A 16,145-nucleotide genomic window follows, 5' to 3' on the forward strand; every position below is an offset into this window, starting at 1 on the left:
CTATGTTTTCCGTTCAACCGCAACGCCATGACTCTCGTAGACTTCCAAGATGAATTTGATATCGTTGTTGTCGGTGCAGGCCATTCCGGGTGCGAAGCAGCCCTAGCCTCGGCCCGCCTTGGATGTCGCACCCTGCTGCTGACGCTGAATTTGGATAAAATTGCCTGGCAACCCTGTAACCCGGCTGTGGGTGGTCCGGCGAAGTCCCAATTGACCCATGAAGTGGATGCGTTGGGGGGGGAAATTGGGAAAATGAGCGATCGCACCTATCTCCAGAAGCGCGTCCTCAACGCCTCGCGAGGGCCCGCAGTTTGGGCCCTACGCGCTCAAACCGATAAGCGCGAATACGCTGCGGTCATGAAAAACATTGTTGAAAACCAAGAAAACCTGGTCTTGCGCGAAGGCATGGTCACCGACTTGGTATTAGGCAAAAATGATGAAATCATCGGTGTAGAAACCTACTTTGGGGTTGCCTTCGGATGTCGTGCCGTCATTCTCACCACTGGAACCTTCCTCGGCGGTAAAATCTGGGTGGGTAAAAAATCCATGGATGCCGGACGAGCCGGAGAATTTGCCGCCGTGGGACTCACGGAAACCCTGAACCGCTTGGGGTTTGAAACCGGACGACTGAAAACCGGAACCCCCGCGCGGGTGGATAAGCGCTCCGTGGACTACGGCAAAATGGAGCGGCAACCGGGAGAAGATACCGCCGGTTGGTTTAGTTTTGACCCAGAGGTGTGGATTCCACGGGAACAGATGGACTGTCATATTACCCGCACCACCGCCGAAACCCATCAACTCATTCGCGATAACTTGCACCTTTCCCCCGTGTATGGCGGATGGGTGGATGCCAAAGGACCCCGTTATTGTCCCAGTATTGAAGATAAAATTGTCCGCTTTGCCGACAAGGAGTCCCATCAAATTTTTATTGAACCGGAAGGACGCACGATTCCAGAATTGTATATCCAAGGGTTTTCTACGGGTTTACCGGAAACGTTGCAATTGAGCATGTTGCGCTCTTTACCTGGATTAGAACAGTGTGTGATGTTGCGCCCGGCTTATGCAGTTGAGTATGACTATCTACCAGCAACCCAGTGTTATCCCACACTGATGACTAAGAAGGTAGAAGGGTTGTTTTGTGCGGGACAAATTAATGGTACAACCGGTTATGAAGAAGCTGCCGCTCAAGGCTTAGTCGCTGGAGTAAATGCGGTACGTTTGGTACGCGGACAAGAACCCATTATTTTTGCTCGCGAACAGAGTTATGTCGGTACACTGATTGACGATCTGTGTACGAAAGAACTGCGCGAACCCTATCGGATGTTAACCTCCCGTTCAGAATATCGTCTAGTGCTGCGCTCGGATAATGCCGATCGCCGGTTAACGCCTTTGGGTCGAGAAATTGGCTTGATTGATGACCGACGCTGGACTCTTTTTACCGAGAAGCAAGAGAAGATTGCTGGGGAAAAAGAACGACTCTATGAAACCCGTGTAAAAGAACACGATCCTGTGGGTCAGAAGATTGTAGCCGATACTGAACAAAAGATTAAGGGGTCAATTACCTTGGCCGATCTGTTGCGTCGTCCCCGATTCCATTATGTAGATTTAGAGCGCTATGGCTTGGGAAATCCCGAGTTAGTATCTGAAGAAAAACAAGGGGCAGAGATTGAGATTAAGTATTCTGGCTATATCCAACGGCAACAAAATCAAATTGACCAAATTAACCGTCATGCCAATCATAAGCTACCGGAAAATTTAGATTATTTCCAAATTGAAACTTTGTCCATGGAAGCACGGGAAAAATTAGATCGCGTGCGTCCGTTGACCGTGGGTCAAGCCTCTAGAATTGGCGGCGTTAATCCAGCCGATATGAATGCCCTGTTGATTTATTTGGAGGTACAAAACCGAAAACAATTAACCATTAACCATTAATCATTAATAATTGTTGATTTTTGTTGCGCTTTAGCTGCTAGAGCTTCCATAACACTAAAGCGCAACGACAAACCTAGCTGTCTCATTCCTCAAACTAGCTGTGCCACGCCACGACTATGTCATAGCACAGGAATCAAACAGGCTTTAATCTATCCATGCCGACCCAATATTTTCTCAAAATCTTTGTATCCATCGATACAAAGAAAGAAGACTGAACCCCGATACATTAAGCTGACGTTATTTTGATAACGTTTTGTAAACAATATTAAGATCATCTTCAGACCTCTACCTTATACTCAAAGTATTCACAAACCCCAAAATCATAAATCAAACCTAATATGTACCTTTTGAAATCTGACAACTCTTATAAAACGCCCTTAAAAGCTCAAGTGACTCCCATGGATACCAATCGAGAAAATACCCTCTTCAATCAAGCCCCTACGGGGATGCTTGAATGGTCTCTAGAGGGAAAAATTCTCAGAATTAATCCTCAGTTTGGTCATTTGATTGGCTATCTTCCTCAAGAGTTGCAAGGTCATTCGTTGATGGAAATTATTCATCCCGATGATATTGAGGGCGATCGCCCCTTTATCAATCAACTTCTAGAGGGCGAGTTGCAAACCTTCATGCAAGAAAAACGCTATCTGCATCAAGATGGCTCCATGACTTGGGTGAACTTAGCAGTTTCCTTGCTGTACACTAGCCCCTCTACTCCTCCGACGTTTCTGGGAGTGGTGACGGATACCAGCGAACACCAAGCTGTCTTACGCGATCGCCGCAAGGCGCAACAAGCACTCAAGGAAAGCGAACGTCGCTTTCGAGCAATATTCAACTCTGCGTTTGGATTTATGACGCTATTATCTCCAGAAGGAGAAATTTTAGAAGCGAATCACACCATCCTAGAGTTTGCAGGGGTTCAACTTTCCGATGTTATCGATCAAGCTATATGGAATGCGCCATGGTGGCCCCAAGATTACGCCAATCAGGAACAACTCAAAGCTAAAATTAAGCAAGCAGCTAAGGGTAAAACCCTGCGCTGTACGGTTGATTTTTTGGGCATAAATCAGCAAAGTATCACGGTAGACTTTTCCCTCAAACCGGTGATGGACTCCTGTGGGAAAGTGGTCATGCTGATTGCGGAAGGACGAGATATTAGCGATCGCCAAGCCTTGCAAAAGGAACTCGTCTGGCGAGATCAACTCTGGAATGCCTTCTTCAAAGCTGCTCCCATTGGCATGGCAATTCTGGACAAAAAAATGAGATTTGTGCAAGTTAACGAAACCCTTGCCAGTACCAATGATAGTACGATCGGCGATCATCTGACAAAAACCATTAGCGAAATTAATCCCTATCGAGCTAAAACCCTCGAACCCCATCTGAGGGAAGTCTTAACCAGCGGCAAACCCCTACTCAATGTTGAAGTTTCCCATGAAACACCACGGTTATCCGGTGTTGTGCGTCATTGGTTAGAAAACTACTTTCCCCTTACCACCGAGCAAGGTCAATCTAAAGGTGTGGGTATGATCTGCATTGATATGACGGCTCGCAAACAGGCTGAACATGCCTTGCGCCATTCTGAATCTTTGTTAAAAGAAAAAAATCAACAACTTCAGGAAACGTTATGTGACTTAAAACGAACCCAATCCCATTTAATTCAGGCGGAAAAAATGTCATCCCTAGGACAAATGGTGGCGGGAGTCGCCCATGAAATTAATAATCCGGTGAACTTTATCTATGGGAATTTGTTACATGCCGAAAACTACATGCAGGATTTGGTAGATATTCTACAATTGTATCAAGACCATTATCCCCAACCCCATCCGGCGATCGCCGAAGCGACAGAAGTTAAAGACCTTGATTTTCTCCTCGAAGATTTGCCGGAACTGCTCCATTCCATGACTGTCGGTACGGAGCGGATTAGAGAAATTGTCAAATCCATGCGCACTTTTTCCCGCTTAGATGAATCAGCGGTGAAGTCGGTTGATATTCACGAGGGGATTGATAGCACCTTACTGATTCTACACAATCGGATGAAGGTGAAACCCGATTATCCCGGAATTGAGGTGATTAAAGAGTACGGAGAATTACCGAAAATAGAGTGTTATGCCGGACAACTGAATCAGGTAGTGATGAATATCCTCAGTAATGCCATAGATGCGATCGATGAATCCCTTTGCTCGAAACAAGGGCATTTACAAGAGGCTCGTGAGGGACAAATTCGGATTGCCACCCAATTGCTGGATGCAAACTGGGTAGAAATTCGCATTCAAGATAATGGCATGGGAATTCCAGAACGGGTCAAACAACACTTATTTGACCCATTTTTTACGACGAAGCCAGTAGGGAAAGGCACGGGTTTAGGTTTGTCGATTAGTTACCAAATTGTGGTCAAAAATCATGGAGGTAAAATGGATTGCCATTCAATTCCAGGGGAAGGAACCGAATTTATGATTCACATCCCTTGTCAACAAGGATAGTGCTGGTAATGGCTAATGGGGAATGAGTGATAGAGCAGTGAATGAGTGAGTTAGGACGGTTAGGTTATTGCCTAGCGCTTCGCACTATATTGTTAACACAATGCTAAATTAAGGCATTGGTCTTAATGCAGGGGAGTTATGGCACGGCAACCTTCTAATCATCCACCAGCAGAGAGTCCCTCTTGGGTGAAACAGCAGACGCTGAAGATCTTACGATCGATGATTAACCGTTTACAGGCGATCGCGGATCGCCTAGAAACTCCTCCCCGTTCTGGTCCCCAACGCCCTATTTTTCCCCTGTGGAATCAGCTTTTAAGCCGGGTACGCGGATGGCTACCCACTCCCTGGAATCGGAACATCAATGATTTTGACCTCACTTTAGCTTTGGGTACAATTCTTGCCCTATCTCTGGCAATCTTCGTTTCCCTTCTTCCCAGTCGTCTCCCAGAAGTCGTGCGAGTCCCCGAAATTCCTGAACCAACTGAAACAATTGAATTACCAGAGGCAGAAGTTCCAGAGATAGCACCAGAACCGGAAACAGCTCCAGAGGAGATCTCACCCGAACCTATCCCTGAAGAGATCCCAGAAGAAGAGAGTCCAGAACCGATAGAAGAAGCCACTCAAGAACCGGAACCCCCAGAAATTACAGAAATAGAAGAACCCGTTGAGCAAGAAGAAGAAGAGGAGGAAGAAGAGGAAGACATTAGCGAACCCATTCCCGTCGAAATTGCGCCACCGCCCCCTCCCGTTCTCACTCCCGAACAACGATTAATTGTCACTATTCAGGAGCAAGTCAATCGCTTAACTGAAAAATATGAAGAGGGCTTAATTGATTCCCTGCAAGCTAATTTCTTAAATAGCCTCTTAGTGCTAAAAGTCGATCGGCGCTGGTATGATTTACCCTTAGAGCAACAAAAACGGCTGGCTAATGATATGTTGCGGCGATCGCGAAAACTCGATTTTAGCCGTTTAGAAATCGTCGATCTTGACGGTCATTTATTAGCCCGTAACTCTGTTGTGGGAACCCAAATGGTGATTCTTAAAGCCCAAGACTTTAGTGGAACTTAAAGCCCCAGTAACAATTTAGCCGTAATCAGCCAAGAAATCCGGCTTTTTATCACAGAAACCAAGCCTTTTTGGAAATAGTTTTCTCCATCATCAGTAACTGACGCTATGGTATACATATAGCGCTTTGCCCTAGGGAATAGGCTTTTGGTACATAGCTTGGAGGATTCAACACTGTTCCTCATTATAACTCATTCTGATACCGAACATAAATGGTATGAATGAATTTAACTCCAGAAACCGGGTTTCTTGTTTCTCCTTTCGTTTGTATCCGAAACTTTAGTAGAAACCCGGTTTCTTTGCATCCCATTATTCCGGTAAGGGTTGGGGAGTGTCAGTTTCAGTGGTTAACTCTACCTCTGGCTCCCCGTCGGTTGTTTCTTCCCCTTGGGTGGGAACTAGGGCAACTGCTGCAATGGTATCGTCCTTATCTAGCCGTTGCACTAATACCCCAGTTGCACCACGGGATTGTACGGAAATGGCGTTGGTAGATTGGCGAATAATAATGCCACGGGAAGTGACCATCATTAACTCATCGTCAGGGTGAACGATTCGGAGAGCCGCTAACTCATCGTTAGCTTTATGGGATTTAAACTTAGTGGCAATGATTCCTTTTCCAGAGCGGTTTTGTAGTCGGAACTGGTTGACAGGAACTCGCTTGCCATAACCTCTAGTAGTGACGACTAATACCCAGGGGCCGAGGGTGGATGTGGTCTCAATATCTTCGGTTTCTGGCGTATCATTAACCTCTTCTTCTTCGTCTTCCGCCCGATCGACCATTAGCTCACTGAGAACGTTACCTGGAAGGATATCCATGCTGATCAAACTATCGCCGTCAACCAGTTTCATTGCTCTTACCCCGCGTGCGCTTCGACCTAGGGGACGGACTTGATCGGTATTGGTTCTAAAATGAATGGCTTTCCCTTGGGAGGAAGCAATAATAATGCTGTCTTCTTCTGTCGCTCTTCTCACCCAACGCAACTGATCGCCTTCCGCCAGAGAAATGGCAATTAATCCATTGGTGCGAATGTTGCTGAAGGCATCGAGGGCTGTGCGTTTAATGTAGCCGTTCTGGGTGAGCATGACCAAGTATTCATGGTCGCTAAATTCGGAGACGGGGATAATGGAGGTAATCTTTTCATCCATGGGAATGGGCAACATTTGCACCATGGGTGTACCCTTGGCGTTCCGCGAGCTACTGGGGATTTGATAGGCGAGGAGGCGATAGACGACACCGCGATCGCTGAAAAACAGCAGACTATCATGATCGCAACAGGTCAAGAAATGGTCAATCCCATCATCATCTTTCATTTTCGCCCCCGACTTACCGCGTGTTGCCCGACTTTGGGCATCAAAGGTATCGACAGGCATCCGTTTAATATAGCCCTGTTCGGTGATTAAGATCACGGCTTTTTCATTGGCGATCAAGTCCATATCGACGAGATCCCCTTCCGCTTTTTCGATCTCGGTGCGTCGAGGGGTGGCAAATTTTTGCTTAAGTTCTGCACATTCTGCCTTAATCATCTCTAGGATGCGATTCCGGTTGGCGAGAATGTCTTTTAAGTCGGCAATGCGAAGTTGTAGTTGTTCGTGTTCTTGACGGATTTTTTCGGCTTCTAGGGCAGTCAGTCGGCGCAGTTGCATTTGCAGAATGGCATCGGCTTGCAGTTCGGAGAGGGAATAGCGATCGATCAATTCTGTTTTAGCGGTGGGAGTATCGGCAGCGTGGCGAATGAGTTCGATAATTTGATCCAGGTATTGCATGGCAATCAGCAAGCCTTGCAACAGGTGGTCTCGCTCTTCGGCTTTGCGGAGTTCGTATTGGGTGCGCCGAGTGATGGTTTCGACGCGGAATTCTAGGAAGACGCTGAGGAATTGTTTAATCGAGAGCAGTTGGGGGTCATTGTTGACGAGTGCCAACATATTGGCCCCAAAGTTGGTTTGCAGGGGAGTTTGTTTGTAGAGGTTGTTGAGAACAACCCTGGGATAGGCATCGCGCCGCAGTTCGACGACGATCCGCATTCCATCGCGATCGCTCTCATCCCTAATATCAGCAATACCTTCAATTCGTTTATCATTCACCAGTTCGGCGATCCGCTCGATCAGGGCAGCCTTATTCACTTGATAAGGAAGTTGGGTAACAATAATCGCATCTCGCGAGGGTCGTCCCCGGTGTTCAATGGTTTCAATGTCAGCTATGCCCCGCATGGTAATCGAGCCACGCCCCAGGGTATAAGCTTCTTGGATGCCGGAGGTTCCCAGAATTTTGCCGCCTGTGGGGAAATCGGGCCCGGGAATATACTGCATGAGTGCAGTATCGGTTAAATCTGGATTGTCAATCAGGGCGACTAAGCCATCAATCAGTTCTCCCAGGTTATGGGGGGGAATATTCGTTGCCATCCCAACAGCAATACCCGCCGAACCATTAAGGAGTAGTTGGGGAACCCGTGCCGGGAGAACGATGGGTTCTTGTTGCGATCCATCGAAGTTATCGATAAAGTCTACCGTTTCGGCTTCGATATCTTGTAGCATGGCTTCGGTAGAGATCGCTTGCAAGCGACATTCGGTGTACCGCATGGCTGCTGGGGGGTCATTGTCTACGGAGCCGAAGTTCCCATGACCATTAATGAGGGGCGATCGCATAGAAAAGTCTTGAGCCATCCGCACCAGAGCATCATAAACGGCTGTATCACCGTGGGGATGGTATTTACCGAGGACTTCCCCGACGACACGGGCACATTTCCGGAAGGGGCGATCGGGAGTTAATCCCAACTCGTGCATGGCGTATAAAATGCGGCGGTGAACCGGTTTGAGTCCATCCCTGGCATCGGGAAGCGCTCGACCTACAATCACGCTCATGGCGTATTCTAGGTATGACCGGGACATCTCATTTCTTAAGTCCGTGGGCACAATCCGATCTAGGGGGGTACTCATACGGGGCAAAGCTCCATGCAGAAAAACAATTCAGAAACCACAACACCTGGTATTCCCCCCCAAGTATGGGGTTTGAGCCTACCAAGTTATGAGTGTTTACTTATCAAATTTTAACATATTTTCAGATTCAAGCCGTACTCTAGGAAGACGACTAAAATTGACAAAACAGAAATTAAAGTGTAATAATAGTGGATTGTCTGCTTAATCCCTGCTCGGATCGGGTACAAGCATCCCCAAATGCTGGTAAACATCAGCTACCTGTACGGCAACCCCAAGGAACCAATATCCTATGAGTTACGCAATTATTGAAACGGGTGGTAAACAACTGAGAGTTGAACCCGGTCGCTTTTATGACATTGAACTGCTGGCAGTGGAACCAGAACAAACGGTTGCCATTGACCAAGTATTGTATATTCAGCATGGCGATGATATGCATGTGGGACAACCCCTGGTCAGTGGCGCGACGGTGGAAGGAACGGTAATGCGTCATTTTCGCGATCGCAAGGTTTTAGTCTATAAAATGAAACCGAAAAAGAAAACGCGCAAAAAACGCGGACATCGCCAAGAACGCACCCGGTTGATGATTAATTCCATTAACGTCAATGGAGAAGTGTTAGCCTCAACTCCAGCCCCTGCTGAAGCCTCTGACGAAGCTTAATTGCAGTAAAGTTTGTACACTAGATATACACGAAGTAATCGATCTCAAAACTCCTATGGCACATAAGAAAGGAACCGGAAGTACACGTAACGGACGCGACTCGAACGCCCAGCGCTTGGGTGTAAAACGTTATGGTGGAGAAAATGTTCTCGCGGGCAATATTCTCGTCCGTCAAAGAGGAACGACCTTCCATGCTGGTAAAAATGTCGGTGTGGGGCGCGATTACACTCTGTTTTCACTAATTGATGGTATTGTTACGTTTGAGCGTAATGGTAGATATCGTAAAAAAGTGAGTGTTTATCCCGCTGAAGCGACTTCGTAAATAACCCACGGTGAATCATTCACCTGTTGAATAAACTTCACGTAAAGGTTGAGTTGGTGTTGAGCATAACTCAACCTTTATTGTTTTCTGATCTTTATCGCGATCGCCAACCCAATCTGGCTCCATTGTCCATATACTCTTGCATTTTCTCTCGCAGAGATTTCACCGTATCCAAGTGCGACCTTAATTCCACCACAAAATCAGGACAAATATTAGCAAATATTCTCTTTTGTTCTTCATTCAATGCATCCCAACGCTCTTGACTTACCCAAGACGCATCAGGAGAGAGATTGGCACTATTGGGTAAAATAAATCCAGTAGAAGAGTCAAAGACTTTCCCTAGTTCGCCTGCATTGCACCACCATACATAAAACTCTCCAGAAATACTGCTCTAATCTTTTCCCGAACTGACTTGCTATAGAATGAGGATAGCTCTTTCCTCAGTGCCCTCACCCCTCCATCATGGTTTCAGTTCACCCCCAAATTGAGTATCCAGAAAGTGACGGTTTATCCTTGGCTGATAGCACGATCCAATTTCGCAATATTACGACCATCCAAGGCTGTTTGGATGTTCTGCGCAACCAAAGCACTTTATCCTTATCCGTAGATACTGTGCAGGATTATCTCGATTAATTGCCCTCGCTATGTCCTCAATTGAATCGAAACAACATTTTGGTATTAATGAGAGATTAGGCAGTTTGGTGCTCTCCCTCTTTGGAGGATTGTTCATGGGAATGACCACTGCTCCAATTAATGCTTGGCCTTTAGCGTGGATTGCTCTCATCCCCCTCTGGATCTTGGTTCGGCGCTCAGATTCCTGGAAACAAACCCTTAGCTATGCTCTGGTTTGGGGAATTGGATTTCATGGGGTAGCCCTATTTTGGATTACGGGAATTCACCCCATGATGTGGTTAGGGGTTCCCTGGTTAGCGAGTTTGGCGATCGCCCTCAGTGTCTGGATCTTTATTACCCTCTGGGGAAGCGCTCTAGTGGCCCTGTGGGCAATACTATTTGCCCATTTTACCCCTGAAAAAAGTAGCGCGTATACGGTTTTATTCGGAACGACTTTGTGGTGTCTCCTAGAAGGGATTTGGAGCCATTCTAACCTTTGGTGGAGTTCCCTCTCCTATACTCAAAGTCCATTTAACTTAGCTATTTTGCACCTAGGGCAACTATCCGGGCCAAATACTATTACAGCCGCTTTAGTCGCTTTCAATGGCTTAGTTGCAGAGTTTATTCTCAGTAGAATATATCATAAAAACCAGAAAGAATCAACCCTAATTTGGGCATTGATCCTGCTTTTTGCGACCCATGCAACCGGCTATTTTCTCTCTCAGAAATCCTTAGCCACACAACCCGGAGAAACCTTCAAAGTTGGCATTATCCAAGGCAATATTCCCAATGAAATCAAACTCTATTCCCAGGGATGGCAAAACGCCATAGCTGGCTATACCCAAGGATACGAAACATTAGCTGCCCAAGGGGTTGATATTATTCTCACGCCTGAAACTGCCTTACCCTTTCTGTGGACGAATCAGAACCGGGGCTATCCCCCTTTAATCAAAGCTATCCAGAACTGGGGAACTCCAGTGTGGGTGGGTGCATTTGGGCAAAACGGCGATCGCCTCACCAACAGTCTCTTTACCCTAGATGAAAATGGTGAAATTATCAGTCAATACGATAAAATGAAACTCGTTCCTTTAGGTGAATATATCCCCTTTGAAGCAGTTATTGGCCAACTGATTAATCGCCTCTCCCCTCTGGAAGCCACCTTAGTAAAAGGTTCCCCCAATCAAGTGGTGCAAACCCCAGTAGGACAAGCCATTGTTGGCATTTGTTATGATTCAGCATTTTCCCAGGTTTTCCGTCGCCAAGCAGCACAAGGAGGAGAATTTATCATTACTGCGTCTAACGATGCCCATTATACGTCCGCCATGCAATGGCAACATCACGCCCAAGACGTTCTGCGAGCCATAGAGAGCGATCGCACCACCATTCGTGCCACCAATACCGGCTATTCTGCCCTTGTCGAACATAATGGTAAAACTCGCTGGGTTTCTAATCGCAACACCTATGAAATTCACGCCAATACCATTGAGCGTAGAACCACCAAAACCCTATACATCCAATGGGGAGATTGGATCGCCCCCCTGCTCGGTTTTTTAACCCTAGCCAGTAGTGTCGCGACTGCGCTAAAATAGCCCCTTACAAACGAGGGGGACGAGGAAGAGATAGATGAAAGACATAAGTGTAGAACGCGTTTTCCCTATTGCCTATCCCCTCTTCCCTTCTCAAAGATTACCGAGAGATTATTCGCTGGCATTTCTATTGTTTCTAGATGGCGCAAATCATGAGCTTGGGCAACCTCAATCACATCCTCTAAATTACGCACGCCCCACACTGGATTAGAGGAGCGCAAAGAGCGATCGAAAGTAGCATTGCTTGGAGCCGTATGTTCTCCCTTTTGTTTATAAGGGCCATAGAAATATAAAATCCCTCCAGAAGGTAAAACGTGTTGAGCGCCTGTCATCAACCCTAAGCACACTTCCCAGGGAGAAATATGAATCATATTAATACAAACTATAGCCGTAATTTCCGCTTCATAGCCGTTTAAAGCCCAAGGTGGGTTTTGGGCATCTAAACGAATTGGAGGATACAAAAAATCACAAGGATGTACCTTCTGCCAAGCCTTAATGCTCTCTAGTAACTGTGGATTAAATTCCGAAGGCAACCAAGATCGCGGTTGTAAATGAGAGGAAAAAAACACCGCATGTTCACCCGTTCCACTTGCCACTTCTAAAACAGTTGCCCTAGGGGGTAAGACTCGCTTTAAAACCTCTAAGATCGGTTCTCGGTTCCGTTGAGTTGCCGGGGCATGTTGTCGTAAATCAGCAGTCATACATTGAAGATAGAATTAAATTTGGGTAATCTTCATTTTAAGAGTAATCGAGTCATCTTGACAATCTGTTTTGCCTATGCCATGGTGTACAGAATATTATTATCGGGCAAGTATTCTTATGATTTCCTTAAAAAAAAATCAGTTTTTTCCTTGATTTTAATCTCCCTGATTTCTACCCCTCTTTTAATGAGTTGTGATTTAGCTTCCAACTCGGAAATAATTGCCACAGAGAAAGAAAAATCGAGCAATGAACAAGCCGAGAGCTGTGCCCCAGAAATAACTGAATTAACGTTCGGAATTTTAGCGGCTGAATCAGAAGAGACTTTAGATGCATTTTGGACTCCTTTGTTAGAGAAAATGGGAGAGGCGATCGCTAGGCCAGTTCTGCCCTTCTACGGAGACTATGGTAGCCTTATTACTAGCATGGGAGAAAAAAACATTCAAATCGCCTGGTATGGAGGGAAATCCTATATCGAAGCCGCAGAAAAATCCCAAGCCGAAGCTTTTGCTCAAACCGTAAGCAGTCAAGGCTATTTAGGGTATTATGCCCATTTGATGATGCATAAGGATCATCCTTTGCTAGCGCAAATCGATCTAGAACAGGGGGATGGGAATAACGTGGTTTTCCAAAATGCCGAGGATCTGACCTTTGCCTTTAATGACAGCCAATCTACATCGGGTTTCCTCGTTCCGACTTACTATTTATTTATTCAAAATAATCTCGAACCTCAAGCGATATTCAAATCGGTATCATTTTTAGGCTCCCATGAAAATACAGCTTTAGCAGTTGCTAATCAAGAAGTCGATGTGGCGACGAATAATAGTGAAGCGCTACAGCGCTTAAAACAATCTAATCCAGAAGCGTATGAAAACATTCGCGTGATTTGGACTTCTCCCGTGATTCCTGGAGATCCCTTAGCCTATCGTCAAGATTTACCCGATTGTCTGAAAACAGCAATTCAAAACTTTTTCTATCGATTTACTGACCGAGAAATCTTAGAACCTTTAGTTTGGTCTGGATTTGATCCAGCGAGCGATCGCACCTGGAATGTCATTCGAGAACTGGAAGTTGCTAAACAAATCCAACGTCTTAAACAAGATGATACCCTGAGCGAAGCTGAAAAAACGACTAAACTAGAAGCATTACAGCAACAGCTTAAAGAATTTCAGTAAGCAATGTCTATCCGTTTTAAATTCATTCTGGTTACCCTAGTGTGTTTGGTGGTCGTCATGGCTACTGGCGCTTGGTATATTAACCAACTTCAAGCTCAGGTTTTGGAAAAAGAAGCTCAAAATCGCACTGAATTAGTGCTACATTTCACCCAAGCGACCCAAGACTATATGACTTATTCCCTGCGACCTGCTGTAGAGCAAATCACAGACCATGTACCCATTGAAGTCTTATCTGCCAATTTTGCTACCCGTGAAGTCGTCGAAGAGTTTAACTTAGCTCTGCCGGAATACATTTACAAAGCCGCCACCATTAATCCCACCAATCCTATTGATACAGCAAATGAATTTGAAGTGAGTATTATTGAAAAATTTCGTCAAAATTCTACACTAGACAAATTGACCGGTTACACAACGTTAGATCAGGAAGAACGCTTCTATTCAGCCAGTCCCGTCCAGGTTTTCGCCAGTTGTCTGCGATGTCATGGAGACCCAAAAGTTGCGCCTAAAAGCATGATTCAACGATATGGTTCTATCAATGGCTTTGGATGGCAAGTGGGCGATATTGTGGGGGCATTAATGATTTATGTTCCCATTGCTGATTTACGGGCTAATTTTGCATCTACGTTACACGATCTATGGATTGCTTTTGGAATCTTAACTTTCGTGGCTACTCTGGTGATTTATTTTGGGTTTGGTCAATTGGTTGCCTATCGTTTAATCCGCATTTGTGGAGTCATGAGTGAAACGGCAGCTAACCCCACCTCTAAGTTAACCCTTCATGACCGCAGTACAGATGAAATTGGTCTGATGGCGCGGTCATTTAACCGAATGGCTGAATCTCTCTATCTTCTCTATACCCAACTTGAAGATCGGGTACGAGAACGAACCGCCCAGTTAACGCAAGCCAATGCCAAAATTAAAACCCTTAATAAGAAGTTACGGGTTGAAAACACTCGCATGAGTTCAGAGTTAGAAATCCTCCAACAGATGCAATCCATGATTTTACCTAAGCCAGTCGAGTTAGAGCAAATCCAAGATTTAGATATCTCTGGATTTATGCAGCCTGCTGAAGAAATTGGAGGAGATTATTATGATGTTTTAGAAACGGATGGAGTTGTGACTATTGGTATTGGAGATGTCACAGGTCATGGTTTGGAAAGTGGAATTTTAATGGTGATGACGCAGACGGCTATTCGGACTCTGAAAGAAAGTCAGCAAGAGGATACTGTAAAGTTTTTTGATATCCTGAATCGCACCCTCTACCGCAATGTACAGAGAATGGAAGCAGATCGGGATTTAACCTTATCGATTTTGAATTACGATCGAGGAAATCTGCAAATTATAGGGCAACATGAGGATGTGATTGTTGTTCGAGAAAATGGAGAGATTGAGCAGGTGAGTACGATGGATTTAGGAATTCCCATTGCTTTTGATGAGGAAATTATTCCGTTTTTAGATCGGGTGTCTGTAGAGTTAAATCCTGGAGATGGTATTGTTCTTTATACTGATGGGATTACGGAAACTGAAAACGATCGGCAACAGGCCTATGGAATAGATAAGTTATGCGATGTGATTCGTCAGCACTGGGATCTAAGCGTTGAAGAGATTAAACAAGCGATATTGAATGATTTTTATGGATTTATTGGGGAACAAAGTCTGGTGGATGATATTACGGTTTTGGTCATTAAGAGAAAAGTAACTTCTAATTCCTTGTAGTTAATGATTAGTTTTTTTGTGCTATAATTAAGGATTAGAGGAAATTCTGATATCATACTGAAAGGGGAACAATGACGATTACAGAACTACGAGAGGATGATTACTGTATTCAATATGATTCCTCGTTAACTACGGTGTTCTTTGAGGGAAAATTAAGCCTGAGAGATCCTTCGGAGTACAGTCATATCAGTGATTTCCTAGAAGATATTGTTCATTCTAAAGCAGGAGATTTAACGTTAGATTTTCAGAACCTGGAATTTCTGAATAGTTCGGGGATTCGAGTTCTGTCTAAATTTGTTGCTAATCTCCGAAAAAATGAGATAGATATTCAGCTTACGGTGTTAGGGTCAAAAGAGTTTACCTGGCAAAGCAAATCTCTACGGAACTTGCAGAAGTTTATGCCCAGTTTAGTTTTGAATATTCAATAATATGGTAACCCAAAAATTCCCCCTTGAGATTTCTGAGGAGCAGATGGCCCAGTTTTGTCAACGCCATCACATTCAGAAACTATCTTTGTTTGGTTCGGTATTGAGAGATGACTTTACCCCAGAGAGTGATGTAGATTTTTTAGTTGCTTTTGAACCGGATCGTATTCCCGGTTTGATTCGTTTGGCGGGAATGGAAATTGAGTTATCTAACTTAATTGGACGGAAAGCCGATTTACGCACAGCAGGCGATTTAAGTCGTTATTTTCGGGAAGAAGTTATAGCTGAAGCGGTCGTACAATATGTCAAACCATGATGATGAAACTCGGCTATGCCATATAGCGCTTTGCGCTAGGGAGTAGGGAATAGGGAATAGGGAATAGGCTTTTGGTACATAGCTTTGAGGATTCAACACTGTCCCTCATAACAGCGCAAAGCGCTGTATCCCTCTTTTGTCACTCTGCCGAAAGAGGGATAGAATAAGAGGACAAGTAAAGAGCTGAAAAATAGAATAGACAATGGATGTAGAGTACCCACTCCGGAA

The 16,145-nt window shown here is 45.1% G+C and carries 13 protein-coding genes and 1 pseudogene; 11 read left to right on the top strand and 3 right to left on the bottom strand.

The annotated features are described in order from the left end of the window. Positions 1 to 27 precede the first annotated feature (27 nt). The 3 genes from mnmG to J7545_RS09485 all read left to right on the top strand — a co-directional run bounded on the left by mnmG (position 28) and on the right by J7545_RS09485 (position 5,477). A complete protein-coding gene (mnmG, locus tag J7545_RS09475) occupies positions 28 to 1,932 on the top strand; it encodes a tRNA uridine-5-carboxymethylaminomethyl(34) synthesis enzyme MnmG (RefSeq protein WP_318700232.1) in 1,905 nt (634 codons plus the stop codon). Between the two features lie 347 nt (positions 1,933 to 2,279). Continuing rightward, positions 2,280 to 4,409, top strand: coding sequence for a PAS domain S-box protein (locus tag J7545_RS09480; RefSeq protein WP_318700233.1), 2,130 nt, complete (start codon positions 2,280 to 2,282; stop codon positions 4,407 to 4,409). A 138-nt stretch (positions 4,410 to 4,547) separates the two neighbouring features. Next, on the top strand, positions 4,548 to 5,477 hold the full coding sequence (locus tag J7545_RS09485) for a hypothetical protein (RefSeq protein WP_318700234.1): 930 nt from the start codon (positions 4,548 to 4,550) through the stop codon (positions 5,475 to 5,477). Between the two features lie 306 nt (positions 5,478 to 5,783). Here the strand turns inward: J7545_RS09485 and gyrA are convergent, their stop codons facing one another. Further along, entirely contained in the window at positions 5,784 to 8,408 is a 2,625-nt protein-coding gene (gene gyrA / locus J7545_RS09490; protein ID WP_318700235.1) for a DNA gyrase subunit A, read from the bottom strand. Between the two features lie 289 nt (positions 8,409 to 8,697). On the opposite strand from gyrA, the gene rplU reads away from it, so the two are divergent. Next, positions 8,698 to 9,066 (top strand): 50S ribosomal protein L21, encoded by a 369-nt coding sequence (rplU, locus tag J7545_RS09495; RefSeq protein ID WP_318700236.1) that lies wholly within the window; start codon positions 8,698 to 8,700, stop codon positions 9,064 to 9,066. 55 nt (positions 9,067 to 9,121) lie between these two features. Further along, the gene (rpmA, locus tag J7545_RS09500; RefSeq protein ID WP_271939661.1) at positions 9,122 to 9,388 is read left to right on the top strand and encodes a 50S ribosomal protein L27; all 267 of its coding nucleotides are present in this window, start codon (positions 9,122 to 9,124) and stop codon (positions 9,386 to 9,388) included. Between the two features lie 106 nt (positions 9,389 to 9,494). On the opposite strand, the pseudogene J7545_RS09505 reads toward rpmA, so the two are convergent. After that, positions 9,495 to 9,776: pseudogene (locus tag J7545_RS09505) on the bottom strand (Uma2 family endonuclease); the annotation flags it as partial. A gap of 74 nt (positions 9,777 to 9,850) precedes the next feature. Here J7545_RS09505 and J7545_RS09510 point away from each other — a divergent pair. Further along, a complete protein-coding gene (locus J7545_RS09510) occupies positions 9,851 to 10,021 on the top strand; it encodes a hypothetical protein (RefSeq protein ID WP_318700237.1) in 171 nt (56 codons plus the stop codon). Between the two features lie 11 nt (positions 10,022 to 10,032). Further along, positions 10,033 to 11,589, top strand: coding sequence for an apolipoprotein N-acyltransferase (gene lnt / locus J7545_RS09515; RefSeq protein WP_318719500.1), 1,557 nt, complete (start codon positions 10,033 to 10,035; stop codon positions 11,587 to 11,589). A gap of 65 nt (positions 11,590 to 11,654) precedes the next feature. On the opposite strand, the gene J7545_RS09520 is transcribed toward lnt, so the two are convergent. Then, positions 11,655 to 12,287, bottom strand: a complete 633-nt coding sequence (locus J7545_RS09520) for a DUF938 domain-containing protein (RefSeq protein ID WP_318719501.1) — start codon at positions 12,285 to 12,287, stop codon at positions 11,655 to 11,657. A gap of 81 nt (positions 12,288 to 12,368) precedes the next feature. On the opposite strand from J7545_RS09520, the gene phnD reads away from it, so the two are divergent. From phnD to J7545_RS09540, 4 genes are all read left to right on the top strand, one after another. Next, positions 12,369 to 13,460, top strand: a complete 1,092-nt coding sequence (gene phnD / locus J7545_RS09525) for a phosphate/phosphite/phosphonate ABC transporter substrate-binding protein (protein ID WP_318719502.1) — start codon at positions 12,369 to 12,371, stop codon at positions 13,458 to 13,460. Positions 13,461 to 13,463: 3 nt separating this feature from the next. Further along, a complete protein-coding gene (locus J7545_RS09530) occupies positions 13,464 to 15,176 on the top strand; it encodes a DUF3365 domain-containing protein (RefSeq protein ID WP_318700240.1) in 1,713 nt (570 codons plus the stop codon). Between the two features lie 71 nt (positions 15,177 to 15,247). Continuing rightward, positions 15,248 to 15,604, top strand: a complete 357-nt coding sequence (locus tag J7545_RS09535; RefSeq protein WP_318700241.1) for a slr1659 superfamily regulator — start codon at positions 15,248 to 15,250, stop codon at positions 15,602 to 15,604. A gap of 1 nt (position 15,605) precedes the next feature. After that, complete coding sequence (locus tag J7545_RS09540) at positions 15,606 to 15,917, top strand: nucleotidyltransferase family protein (protein WP_318700242.1); 312 nt, start codon at positions 15,606 to 15,608, stop codon at positions 15,915 to 15,917. The last annotated feature ends 228 nt before the right edge of the window (positions 15,918 to 16,145 follow it).

Origin of the sequence: Roseofilum sp. SBFL (genome assembly GCF_017746885.1) — a bacterium.
Lineage (GTDB): Bacteria > Cyanobacteriota > Cyanobacteriia > Cyanobacteriales > Desertifilaceae > Roseofilum.

What these genes read in the sequence shown, in the direction of transcription:
- mnmG (WP_318700232.1), top strand. Translation starts at nt 28, where the DNA reads ATGACTCTCGTAGACTTCCAAGATGAATTTGATATCGTTGTTGTCGGT.
- J7545_RS09485 (WP_318700234.1), top strand. Translation starts at nt 4,548, where the DNA reads ATGGCACGGCAACCTTCTAATCATCCACCAGCAGAGAGTCCCTCTTGG.
- gyrA (WP_318700235.1), bottom strand. Translation starts at nt 8,408, where the DNA reads ATGAGTACCCCCCTAGATCGGATTGTGCCCACGGACTTAAGAAATGAG.
- rplU (WP_318700236.1), top strand. Translation starts at nt 8,698, where the DNA reads ATGAGTTACGCAATTATTGAAACGGGTGGTAAACAACTGAGAGTTGAA.
- rpmA (WP_271939661.1), top strand. Translation starts at nt 9,122, where the DNA reads ATGGCACATAAGAAAGGAACCGGAAGTACACGTAACGGACGCGACTCG.
- J7545_RS09510 (WP_318700237.1), top strand. Translation starts at nt 9,851, where the DNA reads ATGGTTTCAGTTCACCCCCAAATTGAGTATCCAGAAAGTGACGGTTTA.
- lnt (WP_318719500.1), top strand. Translation starts at nt 10,033, where the DNA reads ATGTCCTCAATTGAATCGAAACAACATTTTGGTATTAATGAGAGATTA.
- J7545_RS09520 (WP_318719501.1), bottom strand. Translation starts at nt 12,287, where the DNA reads ATGACTGCTGATTTACGACAACATGCCCCGGCAACTCAACGGAACCGA.
- phnD (WP_318719502.1), top strand. Translation starts at nt 12,369, where the DNA reads ATGGTGTACAGAATATTATTATCGGGCAAGTATTCTTATGATTTCCTT.
- J7545_RS09530 (WP_318700240.1), top strand. Translation starts at nt 13,464, where the DNA reads ATGTCTATCCGTTTTAAATTCATTCTGGTTACCCTAGTGTGTTTGGTG.
- J7545_RS09535 (WP_318700241.1), top strand. Translation starts at nt 15,248, where the DNA reads ATGACGATTACAGAACTACGAGAGGATGATTACTGTATTCAATATGAT.
- J7545_RS09540 (WP_318700242.1), top strand. Translation starts at nt 15,606, where the DNA reads ATGGTAACCCAAAAATTCCCCCTTGAGATTTCTGAGGAGCAGATGGCC.